Consider the following 15,637-nt stretch of genomic DNA (forward strand, 5'->3'; position numbering starts at 1 on the left):
TAAGTTTTAGCGTGAATCGTTATCAGCAGAAGACGAGATGCATAAGCCCTCAAGCGTATCTTCTATATCACCGGGAGTACTCATAATTTTCATGAAGGTACCCATTGTGAGATCCGGCCAGTGCAACGCTATCCTGTACTTGCCGTGCAACATGGTCGCCTCATTTTTCTGAAGGATGATCTCATAGGGCAATGCCGCGGCATGTTCAACCCCTATCTTAGGTAGGAAATGGGATTCACCGTCTTCTGTACTTTTCAAGCCTATTCCAAATACAGCCACTTGCTTATCCGGATAGACCAGTTCATAGACCTTTACGGTATTTCCCTTCCCGGATTTGAGGTTTTGCCTGATGATCCGCAACCCTTGATTAAAGGAAGAATATTCTGCCAGGCTAATAGGGTCTGTGAAGTAAGGCATCATAATCTTGTAATGGTATTTTTTCAGCTTATCTGCCTTCACAGTTCCACCAAAGGGCACAAATTCCTTCCCAACGGAAGTAAGCGCTTTTTTAAGGTCTTTGGATAGTTTATCAAAGATTGCCTGATGCCTGGTAAAATCATCCCTCAGATAGGCTCTGAGTAAATAATCAGGATTGGTATAGGAAACCGTTACCCGGCCTTCTTTTTCCACAAGTCCCACCTTCAGCACAGCACCGAGAGCACCTCGGTCTGCCACTTTAACGGTAGTGTTTTTTAGATCATTTCGCGTAAAGGCAATTACTTTGAGGGATTTGCTATTGGCTGGCTGATATGTACCCAATACCTCAAAGGAATTTTGCCGGAGTGCATCCATAATCCCTTCAGACAGGGCGGTAATGGATCCTGTTGTTTCAGTTACCTTAATGTAGGGTGACAATTCCTGTCCCAGCAGATTAACGCTTCCGCCGAGTACAAGCAATATGCCTGCTATTAAACTTTTCATTTTGAAAGTATTTATATGAATTAAACAGTGCTTTACGATTTTCCAGTAATTGACTACAGGACAGCATGGTAAATGAAGCTGACAATAGCATGCATTACAACCCTACAAAAGAAGGGATCAGAGGGCTGATTTTTCATGATTTTTATCATAATAGGGATAGCATGGATAGCAAAAAGCACCTTTAATTGATCAGCCGCTTTCGCCTTTAGTTAAATAATGTAATTTTGCGGCTCAAATCATTGTGAGATGCAACTTTCTGAGCAGGAAATCGTAAGAAGACAGAAACTCGAGCAACTCAGGGCTATGGGAATCGATCCCTATCCCGCTGCTCTATACCCCGTTGATACCACTTCAGCCGGAATACGGCAGGATTATGAAGAAGGAAAAAAAGTGGTTATTGCCGGAAGGTTGATGTCAAGAAGGATACAGGGTAAGGCGTCTTTTGCTGAACTTCAGGATAGCGAAGGACGTATACAGGTTTACTTTAACCGCGATGAGATCTGCCCCGGGGAAGACAAGAGCCTCTATAATGAGGTTTACAAAAAACTCCTGGATATAGGGGATATTATTGGTATTGAAGGAGAGCTTTTTACAACCAAGGTGGGCGAAAAAACGGTTATGGTCAGAGACTTTACCCTCCTGAGCAAATCCCTCCGCCCCTTACCCCTGCCCAAGGTAGACGCCGGGGGAAATGTCTATGACGAATTCACAGATCCGGAACTGCGGTACCGCCAGCGCTATGTGGATCTGGCAGTTAACCCCTCAGTTAAGGACACCTTTATAAAGCGAACCCGGATTACCAACAGCATAAGGGAGTTCCTCAATGAAAAAGGGTACCTGGAAGTGGAAACACCTGTATTACAGCCTATTCCAGGGGGTGCAGCCGCCAAGCCTTTTATTACCCACCACAATGCCCTGGATATACCGCTTTACCTTCGTATTGCTAATGAATTATACCTTAAAAGACTTATAGTTGGCGGCTTCGATGGGGTCTATGAATTCTCCAAGGACTTCCGTAATGAAGGTATGGACCGGACCCATAATCCGGAATTTACCATTATGGAGTTGTACGTGGCCTACAAGGATTATCACTGGATGATGGACCTTACCGAGGAATTGCTCGAAAAGGTTGCCCGGGATGCCAATGGGAGCACGAAGACTATGATGGGTGATCAGGAGATCGATTTTAAGGCGCCATACCCCAGGATTCCTATTTTGGAAGCCGTAAAAAAATACACCGGATATGACATTGCGGGCATGGACGAGGCTGAACTGCGCGAAGTGGCCGGAAAACTGGAAATAGAGGTTGATGAGACCATGGGAGTAGGCAAGCTTATCGATGAAATTTTTGGGGAAAAATGTGAAGCCCACTTTGTACAGCCCACCTTTATCATAGATTACCCGAAAGAAATGAGTCCGCTTACAAAGGAGCACCGAAGCAATCCGGCCCTTACCGAGCGGTTCGAGCTTATTATCAATGGCAAGGAGATTGCCAATGCCTATTCCGAGCTGAACGATCCCATTGACCAGCGGGAGCGTTTCGAAGAGCAACTCAGGCTCTCTGAAAAAGGAGATGACGAGGCCATGTTTATCGACCAGGATTTCCTCAGAGCCCTTGAATATGGTATGCCACCTACTTCAGGTATTGGAATCGGGGTAGACCGTCTGGTGATGCTGCTTACCAACAATTCTTCCATTCAGGAAGTTTTGTTTTTCCCTCAGATGCGTCCTGAAAAAAAACCACTTCAGCTCAGGGATAACGAAAAAACCATACTGGAGACCCTCAAACCGAGTAAAACTATGCCTTTGGCAGACCTGAAAGCTGCTTCCGGGCTTAGCAACAAGGCCTGGGACAAAGGAATCAAGGCCCTGGGAAAACTAGGACTGGTAAAGGTTGTAAAGGAGGGAGACACCCTTAACTGCGTCTTGCAGGAATAACCCCTGAGTTTCTTTTAAGACTTTATTAACTTACTTGTAATCAGCATGTTAATAGAGAATGCAGTTCATCGAATCCCGGTACTTTGGTGAAATAAAGGCCTTGTATTCTACGTTTTATATGGGCGAAATCCCTAATTCGCCTATATGAAGAAAAACTACCTGCTAATATTTTCTGTTTTCCTGCTGATCACCTGTTCCAAGAACGGTGTTGAAGAAAACACCCCATTACCCGAAGATGCGGTTCTTGAAGCCTGTTTTGAAATGAGCCAGGAAACCATCCTCATCGGTGAAACCCTTCAAATAACCAGTTGTTCCAAAGGGGCCAGTAAATTTCTCTATGATTTCGGGAACGGTGATGCCAGCACAAAGGAAAATCCTGTCATCACATATCAGGAAGCGGGCACCTATGCCATTTCATTGACGGTTTCTAACGAAAGTGGAAAATCCAGCTCCTTTGAGGAGGAGGTCAGGGTAGTATCCAATGATGGATTTTACTTTTACCCGGATATTGCAGAAGGGTTCTCTTCAACACCTCTGGAACTGAGCATTAATCCTATTTCCGGGAAACCTTACTATATAGAACTGCTGCAAGATGAAGTGGGTTCTGAAGGCTCTAAATTCTACTACCGTGAACTGTCAGAGGACCTGAGTTCGGAAAGACAGTACCTGGCAGACAAACCCTACAACAGCAACTCTGCTTTTGTGAATTTCTTCCCCAGCGGCAAACAGAATTTTGTGTTCTCAAGGACCCTCAACAGCCTCTATGGGACGCAGGAGGTGAGTTATGATATGAACTGGGCATTCCTAAATGGCATCCAATCGGCTAAAAAGCACAGCTACGGAGTCCTGGAGGCAGAAGGCAACTATTTGTATTACGGCACGGAAAAACCCGGAGATTTTCATCAGGCCGCCATAGAGATCCGAAACAGCAATGGAGATGCCTTTCAGGTCATTTCCCTTCCAGTTCCCGGTTATGACAATGCAACAATCGGGGATATGATCGCTATAGAAGGCGGCTATGTAGCCTTTGGAGGGGTTTTCAAAACCAATATGGCTCCTCCCTACATTGCAGATTATTATCCTGTTCTGTTGTTTTTGGATGCCTCCTTTATCCTGACCCATCATGTGGTCTTTGATGAAACTGCACTTACCGGGGTTGTCGATGCAAGTGATGATCTGAATGGGAGCTTCCATATTGCACAACTTTCCAACGGCAACCTGGCCATGTATGCCATGGGTGAACTATGGCTCACAGATGCAAACGGGACTACGCTTTTCAGTCAGCACTTTGAAGGCACACCCAACAACCAGGCGCTGGTTGGCCTGGGCGATAGCTTTGTAATATCTGCCCGGGATTACCTCAAAAAATATAATGCTGCCGGATCCCTGCTCACAGAACTCAAGTACGGCGGACAGTACCTGCCGGAAATAATTCGGTATGGCGATTCCCTGTTTTTTGTAGCAGGTTATGAAGATAATGCGCGGATCAAGACCTTCTATGGAAGCACAGATACCGACCTGAATTTGATCTCCCTGCAGAATTAGCCATACATGCAATCTTTCTCATCCATTTTTAAAAACAAGCGAAAAACTATAGATTAGACCCTAAAATCAACCTATGGGTCTGAGCAGGAAAGTGGGACTGGTAGCAGGCCCGTTGCTTTTTATTCTGATCATCAATCTCCCCGGGCTTCTTCAAGGACATGAGCAGGCAAACGCTGTAATTGCCGTGGCGGCATGGATGATCATCTGGTGGATTACCGAGGCGGTTTCCATATCGGTCACCGCATTGCTGCCTTTGATTTTATTTCCCCTTCTTGAGGTAATGCCCATCGCCGATGTGGGAGCCAATTACGGGAGTCCCATTATCTTCCTTTTTTTCGGTGGCTTTGTACTGGCCCTGGCCCTGGAAAAGGTAAACCTTCACAGGCGCATAGCCCTTAATATCATACGTGTAACGGGGACAACACCAAACAGGGTGGTCCTGGGCTTTATGATCGCCACGGCATCCCTAAGCATGTGGATCAGCAATACGGCCAGCACAGTAGTGATGCTCCCCATAGCCATGTCCGTCATTAGCCTTCTGATCAACGATGCTGATGGCTTTACCAAAAACGACCAGAATTTTGCACTCAGCGTTATGCTGGGAATTGCCTTTTCTGCCAATGCCGGGGGTATTGCCACCGTTATTGGCACACCGCCTAACTCTGTTCTTATTGGTTTGCTGGAAAATGAGTATAATATTGAGGTTTCCTTCCTGAAATGGATGACTCTTGGTCTCCCTTTTTCGATTATTCTTGTGGGTATTTGTTATTTGGTTCTGGTAAAATGGATGTTCCCCAATAAACAGCTGGCGTTTTCGGCGTCCCGTGAGGTAATTGGTCAGGAACTGGAGAAACTGGGTCCTACTTCGGGAAGGGAAAAAATGGTGCTGGTAATCTTTGGTATTACCGTTTTCTTCTGGATCTTCAGGACCTTAATCAATAAACTAATACCCGGACTGGGATTGTCTGATACGATTATTAGTGTTGCGGGCGCAATTGCCCTGTTTGCCGTTCCCTATAATTATAAAAAAGGTGATTTTATCCTCAAATGGCCGGATACGCAGCGACTGGCCTGGGGGATACTCCTGCTGTTCGGGGGCGGACTGGCACTGGCCAAGGGTATGTCTGCCAGTGGAATTGTGGATATAGTGTCTGAGGCCATTGCCAGCAGTGAAATTGGCATACTCTTTACAGCCTCCCTGTTGATATTGCTGATGTTATTTATGACGGAACTCATGAGTAATGTTGCCCTGGTTGCCGTCCTGGCGCCAGTAGTGGCAGGGATAGCCATAGGCCTGGACATTCCTATGCTCTATTTACTAATCCCCGTAACCATAGCCAGCAGCTGTGCCTTTATGCTACCCATGGCCACACCCCCCAACGCTATCGTCTTTGCCAGTGGATATATCAAAGTACACCAGATGGCGAGGGTGGGTATCATACTCAACCTGATCTCGGTTGGTCTTTTGATCCTGCTATTTCAGTATATAGTTCCCTTACTTTTTTAAATAAAAAAACCCGGCTTAATAGCCGGGTCACTAATTCAATAAACTTGTAAAGGAATTAAGAAGCTGAAATTGCGCTGAATCCCTCAGGCAGATAATGCCTGATCTCAAAGTCGAACTCAATTTCTTCCTCTTCCTCAATGTATTCAATGCTATTGAGGTCGAAATACTTTTTGTAGGGATTAAAGTATTTGGGCAAATACTCCTGCACATCAAAATCTAGCTCTACTTTATCCTCTTCCTCAATAAAGGACACATCCATGAAGTTTTCAGGGTGTGCATAGGGATTAAAGTCCTCGGGCAGATACAATGCCGTATCAAACCCTAAGTTAACCGGACTTACCTCTTCTATAAAGATGACAGGTTCGGTTACATTCTGATTTATAATTTTTGGAGAATTCCCAGTCTGTGCTCCCAAGGCCAACACTGTAGAGACAAGCCCCAAAATTCCTGTTAAAATCTCTCTTCTCATTTCGATTTAATTTAAAATTTGGTACAAAGATACAACCCCTTTTCAGGGTAATTATTGTCCTTCTGAATACCTTAACAATTGCTTAAAACAATAATAAAAATGGGCTTCTTAACATTTCAGATCAAACATTGCGAAGTTCTCATTGGAAGCATCAAAACCTTGCCGAGGCAGCATCAAAACTCGAAAGGTATTGCCAAGTTGATTTCTTGCAAATTCGTGTTAAATTTTTGTTAAAACGCTGGATTGTTGGTCCGGATCCAATCATTCAGACCTAAAAAAAATAAAGCCCTGAAACAGGGCTTTATTGCTGACTAATTCAAAATACTGATAGAAAATGAGATTGTATTCTATCGTATACTTTCTATATGGCGTAGGGATCGAATCCCTCAGGCAAAAAATCGGCCGGATTGAAATCAAACTCTATCTCTTCATCCTCCTCGATATACTCCACGGAGTCCAGATTGAACACATAGGTTTCGTATGGGTTAAAGCCTTCGGGCAGATAGGCCGCGGTATCAAATCCAAGGTCAATTACCTCTTCTTCCTCCATGTAGTTGATTCCTTCTATACCTTCCGGAGCCGCATAAGCGTTAAAATTATCTGGCAGGTATACTGAGGTATCAAATCCCAGGTCAGATTCATCTTCCTCTATGTAGATTATATTGTCCAGGTTAACATATACCTCGTTTGCGTTAAAACCTTCTGGTAAATAGTCACGGGTATCAAATCCAAGATCAATAATTTCTTCTTCCTCGATAAAGACGATCTCATTCAGATCCAATTCAGCTGTGGAATTGGTAAGGTTCTTACTTATCAACTTGGGCGCTGTTATGAAAGTAGCCGCTTCGCTAGTGTGAACTTCGATGACATTTACTTCCGCATTTACACCCAAAGCCACTTCCTGATAAGTGCACTCTGCTGTGGCGTTTTGTTCTTGCGGCGTGGTGGTTGTGCTTAACATAACCAATCCACATACTAGTAATAACTTGTTCATTTTAATTAGTTGATTGCTTGCCTTGTCGGTTCAGCGTTTATTAATTGTTGTTTGATTATAAGACGGAACAAAAACAAGTTTGTTACAGATTTCGTTACGATTTAACAGCTAATTATGAGATTTAAACAGGTCCGGATAGTTTAAAAAAAATATCTTATATAATTGATTTTCAATTATTTATAATCTTATAGATATATTAGCAGGAATCGATCTACTTATGATTTTCTTAACAGTAGAATCCATTTATTTTTCAGTTATTTGAAACCGTTTTTACAAAAAAATACAGCTTATGACCCACAGACACATTATCAAAATCACAACTTTTATTCTAGTTGCTTTTATGGCAGGCCCTCAGGCCCAGGCGCAACTTTTCAAAAAGAAAAAGAAGGCCAAAACCGAGGCCAGTGCCAAACCCAATGGCAATGGAAAAAAAGACAAGATTCAACCCTACAGCAAAGTAATTACCAAAGATGCTAAAACAGATAAGGGATTGTTCGATGTTCATGAAGTAGACGACAAATTCTTTTATGAAATACCAGACAGCCTCTTTGGCAGGGAGATGTTAATGGTTAGCAGAATATCCAAAACGGCTTCCGGAATAGGCTTTGGGGGAGGTAAGATCAATACACAGGTGCTTCGCTGGGAGAAAAAACCGAATAAGGTGCTGTTGCGTGTTGTAAGCCATAATGTAGTTGCCGCAGATTCACTTCCGGTAAATGAGGCAGTCGTTAATTCAAATTTTGAACCCGTCCTTTACGCATTTGACATCAAGGCTTTTAAAAAGGATTCCCTCAACCCGGCTACTGTGATAGACGTTAATGATCTTTTCATGAAAGACGTCAAGGCTTTGGGTATGCCGGATCGCTACAGAAGACAATATAAAGTAACCCGGCAGGACGAGAAACGAAGCTTTATTGAAAGTATAAAAAGTTACCCTTTAAATATTGAAGCGCGCCACGTTAAGACCTATAATGCCTCAAGTGCCCCTTCTAATGGAAGTGTAGGATCTATTTCTATTGAAATCAACAACTCTATGATCCTGCTCCCTGCAGAACCTATGAAGCGCAGGTATTTCGACAGGCGTGTGGGTTGGTTTGCACGTGGCCAGGTAGATTATGGCCTCGAAGCTCAGGAAAGCAAAACCGTTCGCTACCTGGACCGCTGGAGACTTGAAGTAAAGGATGAAGACATTGAAAAGTTCAAAAGAGGCGAATTGGTTGAGCCCAAAAAACCGATTATATACTATGTTGATCGGGCAACGCCTAAAAAATGGGTTCCCTTCATTAAGCAGGGAATTGAAGACTGGCAGGTAGCCTTTGAGGCAGCAGGTTTCAAAAACGCTATCATAGCCATGGATCCTCCAACCCCTGAAGAAGATCCGGAATGGTCACCTGAGGATGTGCGTTATTCTGTAGTCCGTTATCTGGCTTCGCCTATTCCTAATGCAAACGGACCACACGTTAGTGATCCAAGGAGTGGTGAGATCCTGGAGTCCGATATTAACTGGTACCACAATGTAATGACCCTGTTGAGAAACTGGTTCTTTGTACAAACGGCAGCTATCAACCCCGAAGCACGTGGGGTTGCCTTCGAAGATGAGGTAATGGGAAGGCTGATACGCTTTGTCTCTGCCCACGAAGTAGGTCACACCCTGGGATTGCCGCACAACATGGGAAGCAGTGTAGCATACCCTGTTGACTCCCTGAGATCTGCAGAATTCACTAAAAAATACGGAACCGCTCCCTCCATCATGGACTATGCGAGGTTCAACTATGTGGCCCAGCCCGGGGACGATGGGGTGGCACTGATGCCTAACATTGGGATTTATGACAAGTACGCCATTTCCTGGGGGTACAGGCCTATTCTGGATAAATCAGCTGAAGAAGAAAAAGAAGTTCTGGATCAATGGATCCTGGAGCATGCCGGTGACCCTCTTTACCGATTTGGGCACCAGCAGGTTGGAGATGTGGTTGATCCAAGCTCACAGACGGAGGATCTCGGGGATAACGCCGTAAAAGCAAGCCTTTATGGTATTGCTAACCTGAAGCGTATTGTACCCAATCTTACAGAGTGGACCTTTGAAGAAGGAAAGAACTATGACGATCTGGAAACTTTATACGGTCAGGTAATTGGGCAGTTCAATCGTTATATGGGACACGTAGGCAACAATATAGGCGGGGTTTACGAATACCATAAGACTTATGAGCAGGAAGGTGCCGTGTACACCCATGTTCCCAAAGAGCACCAGGAGGCCTGCATGGACTTCCTGCAGGAGCAACTTTTTGCAACACCGGAATGGCTTCTGGATAAGGAGCTGTTTGGTAAGATACAGTATTCCGGTTTTATAGAAAGGATTAGAGGTATGCAGGTAAGGGCCCTCAATAATGTAATGAGCCTTGGCAAGATGGCCAGGTTAATTGAGAATGAAGCCCTGAACGGCCGTGACGCCTATACCCTTATGGAAATGATGCGCGACATGCGCAACGGCATCTGGTCTGAGCTTCGCACCGGAAGGTCTATTGACACCTATAGAAGGAATCTACAGAAAGCGCACATAGACCGTTTGGAATACCTCATGACAGCGGAGAACCAACGCAAGTTACCAGACTTTGGGGGATACAGAAAATCTACTGCTGTAAATACCAGCCAGTCAGACATACGTTCCATTGCCCGTGCCGAACTGAACAACCTGAAGCGCAACGTTAGGGCCGCAATAGGCAGGACAGGAGATACTATGAGCCTTTACCATCTGCGCGATGTTATGGAGCGCATCGACAATATTCTGGACCCCAGCTAGGTCTCAATCAGACAAAAAGTATCCTTTCGCGGATGAAAGGTAATTAGTGGTATAAAAAAACGATCCTTCGGGATCGTTTTTACCACAATACCAGTTCATTTCACAACAAAATGGGCTGGTTTACACCACAAACCTCAAAATATAGAGGGAAATTATTCTAATTTGGAGGAAACAAATCTCAATAACCATGGCCTGCAAAATCAAAAGCCTGATGTATTTTTTAGGATTACTTGTAGCAATAATGTTGTACTACACTACCGAACAGCATTCGGATGAAATAGATCAACAGATGGAAAGGCCTTTGGCAGAAAACGAAAATCCTACTGAAAAGTATATGGAATTAAAATAATTCCAACCTTTTTTCCCCAAACAATTATATGCGATATTAAAGAGTGTGATCAAATCACACTCTTTTTTTATACAGCAAAAGTTTCCCGCCTATCGCGCAATATCAGTTAAACCTTTTTGGAAATTCCCGGTCTAATCTGTGAATCAAAAAAGTAAACACATGAAAAAACTGATTTTAACCCTGGCGCTGCTTACAGGTGTGCTGCTGAGTGCTCAGGAAATGAGGCCGCGTATGCATAAGCAGAAGCACAGTGATTTAACGGCAGAACAAATGGCCGTCCTGAAGACCAAACGAATGGCTCTTGCCCTCGATCTGACAGACAGCCAGCAAAGACAGGTACAAAAGCTCAATCTGGAACAGCAGGAACTCCGGAAATCCAGACGGGCTGAAATGAAGGCTAGACGCGAAGGAAATGACGAAAAGCCTGTTTCCACAGAAGAGCGCTATGAGCATGAACTGGACCGGCTAAATAGCATGATCGCTTTTAAAGCACAGATGAAATCGATCCTCAACCAGTCTCAATACGAAAAGTGGGAACGCATGCAAATGCACAGAAAGAAAAATTCCCGTTCTAAAAGGCATGGGCACCGCCGTATGGGCAGGTAAAGCAAATGGTAAATCCAGGGCCATCTGTTACAGATGGCCCTTTTTCTATTTTAAATCCGGGGCAACACGCTCCAGGGCCTTTATTGTAGCGTCGAGGTCATCGTAACTGAGGGCATCATTCAGGAAGTAGCTTTCATATGCACTTGGCGGCAGGTATATGCCCTGTTTGAGCATTCCGTGGAAATAACGTTTGAAGGTCTCATTATCCCCGGCTTTCGCACTGTCAAAATCAACCACAGGATCTTCGGTAAAATGAACCGAGATCATACTACCTTCCCTGTTTATCTGATGAATAATCCCATGTGATTCCAGAACCCCGGCAATACCTTCATGCAGGTAGGTCGTTTTTTTCTCCAGGCTTCCGAATATTTCCCCCTTCTCGTTCAATGTGCTCAGCATGGCCAGTCCGGCGCTCATGGCAAGTGGATTTCCACTCAGGGTCCCCGCCTGATAAACGGGTCCTTCCGGGGCCAGGAATTTCATGATCTCCTCACGGGCAGCGAAGGCCCCTACAGGTAGGCCGCCTCCAATTACTTTTCCAAAACAGAGAATGTCCGCATTTATGCCCAGGTATTCCTGTGCACCTCCCGGAGCAAGGCGAAATCCCGTCATTACCTCATCGAAAATCAGCAGTATGTTTTGTTGTGTACAGAGCTCGCGCAGTCCCTTTATAAAATCCGGGCTCGGAGGTATACAGCCCATATTACCGGCAACGGGCTCGATGATAACTGCGGCTATTTCCTCAGCATTCGCTTTGACCAGGGCTTCTACGTTTTCCAGGTCGTTGTAACGGGCAAGCAAGGTGTCTTTAGCCGTTCCCTGGGTTACTCCGGGGCTGCTCGGACTGCCAAAGGTTACCGCTCCACTCCCCGCCTGAATCAGGAAGGCGTCGGCATGCCCATGGTAACAACCGGCAAATTTGATGATCTTTTCTTTTCCACTGTACCCCCGGGCCAGCCTGACGGCCGACATACAGGCTTCCGTACCGCTGTTTACAAAACGTATCTTATCGATATTGGGAACCATTTCCACCGCCAGCTTAGCGAGTGTGGTCTCTATTTCCGTTGGCATTCCAAAGGAAGTACCCTTGCGGGCCCGATCGGTAATCGCCTCGATTACGGGTTCGAATGCATGGCCCAGGATCATGGGACCCCATGAAGCTATGTAATCTACAAGTTGGTTGCCATCCTCATCGTACAGGTAGGCCCCTTTGGCTTCCTTTACAAAAATGGGGGTTCCTCCTACCGCCTTAAAGGCCCTTACTGGTGAATTTACCCCTCCCGGAATGTAGGTTTGCGCCTCCCTGAACAAGGCGCTGCTTCTTTGGTATATCATTGAAATTATCTGAGTTTTTCGGTCTTGATCTTTAGTTCCTGTCCTATAGAAAGATGGCTGCTTTGCATATCGTTTAGCTCCATAAGTTCTTCAACAGGTACAAAATAGCGCCGGGAAATAGAATATAGCGTATCCCCTTTTTGCACCACATAAAGTTTATACTCGTATTCCTTTGAGGGGGGGGCTACAGCATAGCCTTCCCTCAGGACCTCTCGGTCAAATTTATATAGCTGGTATCTCTCAATAAAGCCAATAAGCTTTTGGGGATATTTCCGGTCAGTGGCGTAGCCTGCAGCCCTTAGACCTCTTGCCCAGCCTTTATAGTCGTCCCTCCTGAGTCGAAACAGGGAAGCGTAGCGCGATCTGCTGGAAAGGAAGATACTGTGGTCACGGAAGGAGTACATGGGATGGTTGTATTTTCTGAAGCACTCACCTTTGCTGTCATCGTCGTGAAAGGCATATTCCCCATCCCAACCGGTATGGCATTTTATGCCAAAATGGTTATTTGTTTTTTGGGTGAGCTCTCCTTTTCCAAAACCGCTCTCCAGAATACCCTGGGCAAGTGTAATGCTCGCCGGGATGCCGTAAGCTTTCATTTCGAGCTTGGCCACATCCGCAAAGGTCTCTATATATTCTTCAACAGAATTGATATCGTAAACCACAAACTTCCCACTGTCCTCCGGCATGGGATACCCGGATGTATTACGCTGTTTTTTTGATTGGGCTTTATCGCTGCTTGCAAATGTCCTCTTCTTGGTACCACATGCCTGTAAAACAAGCAATGCCCCCAGTAACCAAAATAGTTTTCTCATACCTCAATTAACGGTAAATTCTTTTTCTTTAATACGTTATTCATCCCTGCTATACCCTGCAGGCCACCACTGTGAATGGCCAGTATATTTGTACCAGTCTTAAATTTGCCCCTGCCAATCAGGTCAATTATACCGTACAGTAATTTTCCAGTATAGATCGGATCCAGGGAAACCCCTGTTTTCCTCCTGAAATCATTAATAAAAGTGACCAGCTCACGGGATACTTTGGCGTATCCACCAAAATGGTAATCCCAGATCAATCGCCATTGGCCTCGTTTTACAAAAGTAGGAATATCCTCCTTCAATCCTTCATCCTTCAATACAGGAAATCCCAGAACCTCCTGATGGGGCCGGGCAGAATTGATCAATCCGGCCAATGTGCCCCCCGTACCCACGCAACTGGCTATAAAATCAAAATGCGCGTCCTGAGGTTTCAATATTTCCTCGCAACCCTTAACTGCCAGGATGTTGGTGCCTCCTTCCGGCAGGACGTAGAATTTCCCCCAGCGCTCTTTCAATTTATCCAGAATTGACGTGGTTGTCTTTTGCCGGTAATCCTTCCTGCTCATAAAATGGAAGTGCATGCCTGTCCGGTGAGCCTCCCGTAATGTAGGGTTATCCTGCCAGACGTATTCCAGCTCTTCCCCCCGAATAACACCAATGGTACGCAGGCCATTTTCGGCCCCTGCAAAAGCGGTTGCCGCTATGTGGTTGGAATAAGCCCCCCCAAATGTTAGGAGGGTATCAAATCCTCCTTCCCGCGCTGCCTGCAAATTGTATTTTAGTTTGCGGTACTTGTTCCCGGATACAAGCGGGTGAATAAGATCTTCCCTCTTAATATTGAGGGTTACTCCGTGTTCTTCAAGTATGGGTAGTTCTATTTTTTGATTTGGAATATCCAAGTTTCAGCGCCATTTCAGGACCAAAGATATTTAATAAAGCTGTAAGGATTCCGGGAATTGAGATAATTGAGATCGCCCTCGTGCGAATAAGCTTCACGCTCAAAACTCAGGTTTTGATAGGCAAGGTAAGCATCCCGGTACATGTAGCATCGCACGCACCATTCCAACAGATACCACAAATAGAACGGAACAATAAACAGCTCTAGCTGTTGCCTGAGATGTATTTTCTCGTGATTGACCAGGACCTCGTCCTGCTTCAATTTATCTTCCTTAAGCACTATAAAGGGCCATAAGGTAACACCTACATAATTTCTGACGAATATAAACGGGAGGATAAGGATCATGATTTTACCGGATATTTTAAAGATAACGTGAAATTAACTTCTGCTGTATGACAGAAACGATAAAATGTCAATATATTGATGAATCCTCACTGCAATGTCATAACGATTACCCTGATGACCATGGAAATACATCAGCATAATTGCGCTAATTATCGTATTTTTGAGTAGCGCATTTTAGGCGTTTAAACTATTGTTGTGAAGAAGATTATCCCCCTTGAAGAAGGTGATTTTTACCTTTCCAAAGAAGGATACCGGGTATTTACCGAACAATATCTGCTCAAGCGAGGCTACTGTTGCGAGAGCGGCTGCAGGCATTGCCCTTATGGCTTTTCAAAAAAGGGCAGAAAGGGATAAAATACAAGCCTTTCGGCATGATATTTGCTGTTTAATATATGTTCTGTTGGCAACCCAAAAAATTAACGTGTTATGAAAAAATTCAAATTACTGGCCTTACCCGTACTGGCATTGCTGCTTTTCGCTTCCTGCAGCACAGTTCGCGTTGCGGCCGATTACGACCGGGAGGCAGACTTCCAAATGTATCGATCCTATGCCTTTTACAAAACAGGTATTGACAAAGCACAGATTTCTGATCTTGACAAGAAACGAATCCTGAAAGCCATTGATACGGAGATGATGGCCAAGGGCTTTGTAAAATCGCAGGATCCTGATATTCTCATCAGCATTTTTACCTCAGAAAAAGAACGTGTGGACGTTTACAACAACCTTGGCTGGGGCTGGGGACCCGGCTGGGGCTGGGGCTGGGGACCCGGCTGGGGTTACTGGAGTCCATGGATGTGGGGAGGACCCGGTTGGGGTGGAAACAGTGTAAGCACCCGAACCGAGGGATCGCTTTACATTGACCTCATCGATGCCTCTACCAAAGAACTGGTCTGGCAAGGGAAAGGAGAAGGAACCCTGGCTTCCTATAAGGATATCGCTAAGAAAGAAGCCCGTATCCGGGAATTTGTTTCTGAAATTATGCAACAATACCCGCCTGGTACACTGGCAAATAATTAAGCTCTAAGCCCTGATTTTGGTCAGGGCTTTTTTTATTCTTCCACTAAAAACGGAATGCCTCATATCCCTTTCAACAGGGCCATATCCGACGGAAATATGAG

General features: G+C 45.0%; 15 protein-coding genes. 8 read left to right on the forward strand and 7 right to left on the reverse strand.

All coding sequences use genetic code 11. The features are described from left to right. Nucleotides 1-6 precede the first annotated feature (6 nt). Nucleotides 7-921 (reverse strand): DUF302 domain-containing protein, encoded by a 915-nt coding sequence (locus tag OO016_RS00075; protein WP_266009915.1) that lies wholly within the window; start codon nt 919-921, stop codon nt 7-9. Nucleotides 922-1,167: 246 nt separating this feature from the next. Here OO016_RS00075 and lysS point away from each other — a divergent pair, with 246 nt between their 5' ends. The 3 genes from lysS to OO016_RS00090 all read left to right on the forward strand — a co-directional run bounded on the left by lysS (nt 1,168) and on the right by OO016_RS00090 (nt 5,911). Then, nucleotides 1,168-2,859, forward strand: coding sequence for a lysine--tRNA ligase (gene lysS / locus OO016_RS00080; RefSeq protein WP_266009916.1), 1,692 nt, complete (start codon nt 1,168-1,170; stop codon nt 2,857-2,859). Nucleotides 2,860-3,003: 144 nt separating this feature from the next. Then, nucleotides 3,004-4,404 carry a PKD domain-containing protein gene (locus tag OO016_RS00085; RefSeq protein ID WP_266009917.1) on the forward strand — a complete coding sequence of 467 codons (1,401 nt, stop codon included), beginning with the start codon at nt 3,004-3,006 and terminating at the stop codon, nt 4,402-4,404. 73 nt (nt 4,405-4,477) lie between these two features. Then, on the forward strand, nt 4,478-5,911 hold the full coding sequence (locus OO016_RS00090) for an SLC13 family permease (protein ID WP_266009918.1): 1,434 nt from the start codon (nt 4,478-4,480) through the stop codon (nt 5,909-5,911). A gap of 55 nt (nt 5,912-5,966) precedes the next feature. Here the strand turns inward: OO016_RS00090 and OO016_RS00095 are convergent, their stop codons facing one another. Beyond that, nucleotides 5,967-6,380, reverse strand: coding sequence for a hypothetical protein (locus tag OO016_RS00095; protein WP_266009919.1), 414 nt, complete (start codon nt 6,378-6,380; stop codon nt 5,967-5,969). Between the two features lie 361 nt (nt 6,381-6,741). Beyond that, nucleotides 6,742-7,374 carry a hypothetical protein gene (locus tag OO016_RS00100; protein ID WP_266009920.1) on the reverse strand — a complete coding sequence of 211 codons (633 nt, stop codon included), beginning with the start codon at nt 7,372-7,374 and terminating at the stop codon, nt 6,742-6,744. Between the two features lie 289 nt (nt 7,375-7,663). Here OO016_RS00100 and OO016_RS00105 point away from each other — a divergent pair, with 289 nt between their 5' ends. The 3 genes from OO016_RS00105 (at nt 7,664) to OO016_RS00115 (ending at nt 11,126) form a co-directional block, all read left to right on the forward strand. Beyond that, nucleotides 7,664-10,171 carry a zinc-dependent metalloprotease gene (locus OO016_RS00105; protein WP_439649293.1) on the forward strand — a complete coding sequence of 836 codons (2,508 nt, stop codon included), beginning with the start codon at nt 7,664-7,666 and terminating at the stop codon, nt 10,169-10,171. Between the two features lie 187 nt (nt 10,172-10,358). Next, nucleotides 10,359-10,520: a hypothetical protein gene (locus OO016_RS00110; RefSeq protein ID WP_266009921.1), complete on the forward strand. Its 162-nt coding sequence runs from the start codon at nt 10,359-10,361 to the stop codon at nt 10,518-10,520. Nucleotides 10,521-10,679: 159 nt separating this feature from the next. Beyond that, nucleotides 10,680-11,126 carry a DUF4890 domain-containing protein gene (locus tag OO016_RS00115; RefSeq protein WP_266009922.1) on the forward strand — a complete coding sequence of 149 codons (447 nt, stop codon included), beginning with the start codon at nt 10,680-10,682 and terminating at the stop codon, nt 11,124-11,126. 45 nt (nt 11,127-11,171) lie between these two features. Here the strand turns inward: OO016_RS00115 and hemL are convergent, their stop codons facing one another. From hemL to OO016_RS00135, 4 genes are read right to left on the reverse strand one after another with little or no spacing between them, the layout of a single operon-like run. Then, nucleotides 11,172-12,461 carry a glutamate-1-semialdehyde 2,1-aminomutase gene (gene hemL, locus OO016_RS00120; protein WP_266009923.1) on the reverse strand — a complete coding sequence of 430 codons (1,290 nt, stop codon included), beginning with the start codon at nt 12,459-12,461 and terminating at the stop codon, nt 11,172-11,174. A 5-nt stretch (nt 12,462-12,466) separates the two neighbouring features. After that, nucleotides 12,467-13,273: a glucosaminidase domain-containing protein gene (locus OO016_RS00125; protein ID WP_266009924.1), complete on the reverse strand. Its 807-nt coding sequence runs from the start codon at nt 13,271-13,273 to the stop codon at nt 12,467-12,469. Then, nucleotides 13,270-14,175: a 1-aminocyclopropane-1-carboxylate deaminase/D-cysteine desulfhydrase gene (locus tag OO016_RS00130; RefSeq protein WP_266009925.1), complete on the reverse strand. Its 906-nt coding sequence runs from the start codon at nt 14,173-14,175 to the stop codon at nt 13,270-13,272. The genes OO016_RS00125 and OO016_RS00130 overlap by 4 nt, the downstream gene beginning before the upstream one ends. 14 nt (nt 14,176-14,189) lie before the next feature. After that, on the reverse strand, nt 14,190-14,519 hold the full coding sequence (locus tag OO016_RS00135) for a hypothetical protein (protein ID WP_266009926.1): 330 nt from the start codon (nt 14,517-14,519) through the stop codon (nt 14,190-14,192). Nucleotides 14,520-14,714: 195 nt separating this feature from the next. Between OO016_RS00135 and OO016_RS00140 the strand changes: the two genes are divergently transcribed. Beyond that, nucleotides 14,715-14,873, forward strand: a complete 159-nt coding sequence (locus OO016_RS00140) for a C1orf53 family protein (RefSeq protein WP_266009927.1) — start codon at nt 14,715-14,717, stop codon at nt 14,871-14,873. A 72-nt stretch (nt 14,874-14,945) separates the two neighbouring features. After that, nucleotides 14,946-15,536 carry a DUF4136 domain-containing protein gene (locus tag OO016_RS00145; RefSeq protein ID WP_266009928.1) on the forward strand — a complete coding sequence of 197 codons (591 nt, stop codon included), beginning with the start codon at nt 14,946-14,948 and terminating at the stop codon, nt 15,534-15,536. Nucleotides 15,537-15,637: the final 101 nt, after the last annotated feature.

The organism is Lentiprolixibacter aurantiacus (genome assembly GCF_026241225.1).
In the GTDB taxonomy this organism is placed as follows: domain Bacteria; phylum Bacteroidota; class Bacteroidia; order Flavobacteriales; family Flavobacteriaceae; genus Lentiprolixibacter; species Lentiprolixibacter aurantiacus.

What these genes read in the sequence shown, in the direction of transcription:
- OO016_RS00075 (WP_266009915.1), bottom strand. Translation starts at nt 921, where the DNA reads ATGAAAAGTTTAATAGCAGGCATATTGCTTGTACTCGGCGGAAGCGTT.
- lysS (WP_266009916.1), top strand. Translation starts at nt 1,168, where the DNA reads ATGCAACTTTCTGAGCAGGAAATCGTAAGAAGACAGAAACTCGAGCAA.
- OO016_RS00085 (WP_266009917.1), top strand. Translation starts at nt 3,004, where the DNA reads ATGAAGAAAAACTACCTGCTAATATTTTCTGTTTTCCTGCTGATCACC.
- OO016_RS00090 (WP_266009918.1), top strand. Translation starts at nt 4,478, where the DNA reads ATGGGTCTGAGCAGGAAAGTGGGACTGGTAGCAGGCCCGTTGCTTTTT.
- OO016_RS00095 (WP_266009919.1), bottom strand. Translation starts at nt 6,380, where the DNA reads ATGAGAAGAGAGATTTTAACAGGAATTTTGGGGCTTGTCTCTACAGTG.
- OO016_RS00100 (WP_266009920.1), bottom strand. Translation starts at nt 7,374, where the DNA reads ATGAACAAGTTATTACTAGTATGTGGATTGGTTATGTTAAGCACAACC.
- OO016_RS00105 (WP_439649293.1), top strand. Translation starts at nt 7,664, where the DNA reads ATGACCCACAGACACATTATCAAAATCACAACTTTTATTCTAGTTGCT.
- OO016_RS00110 (WP_266009921.1), top strand. Translation starts at nt 10,359, where the DNA reads ATGGCCTGCAAAATCAAAAGCCTGATGTATTTTTTAGGATTACTTGTA.
- OO016_RS00115 (WP_266009922.1), top strand. Translation starts at nt 10,680, where the DNA reads ATGAAAAAACTGATTTTAACCCTGGCGCTGCTTACAGGTGTGCTGCTG.
- hemL (WP_266009923.1), bottom strand. Translation starts at nt 12,461, where the DNA reads ATGATATACCAAAGAAGCAGCGCCTTGTTCAGGGAGGCGCAAACCTAC.
- OO016_RS00125 (WP_266009924.1), bottom strand. Translation starts at nt 13,273, where the DNA reads ATGAGAAAACTATTTTGGTTACTGGGGGCATTGCTTGTTTTACAGGCA.
- OO016_RS00135 (WP_266009926.1), bottom strand. Translation starts at nt 14,519, where the DNA reads ATGATCCTTATCCTCCCGTTTATATTCGTCAGAAATTATGTAGGTGTT.
- OO016_RS00145 (WP_266009928.1), top strand. Translation starts at nt 14,946, where the DNA reads ATGAAAAAATTCAAATTACTGGCCTTACCCGTACTGGCATTGCTGCTT.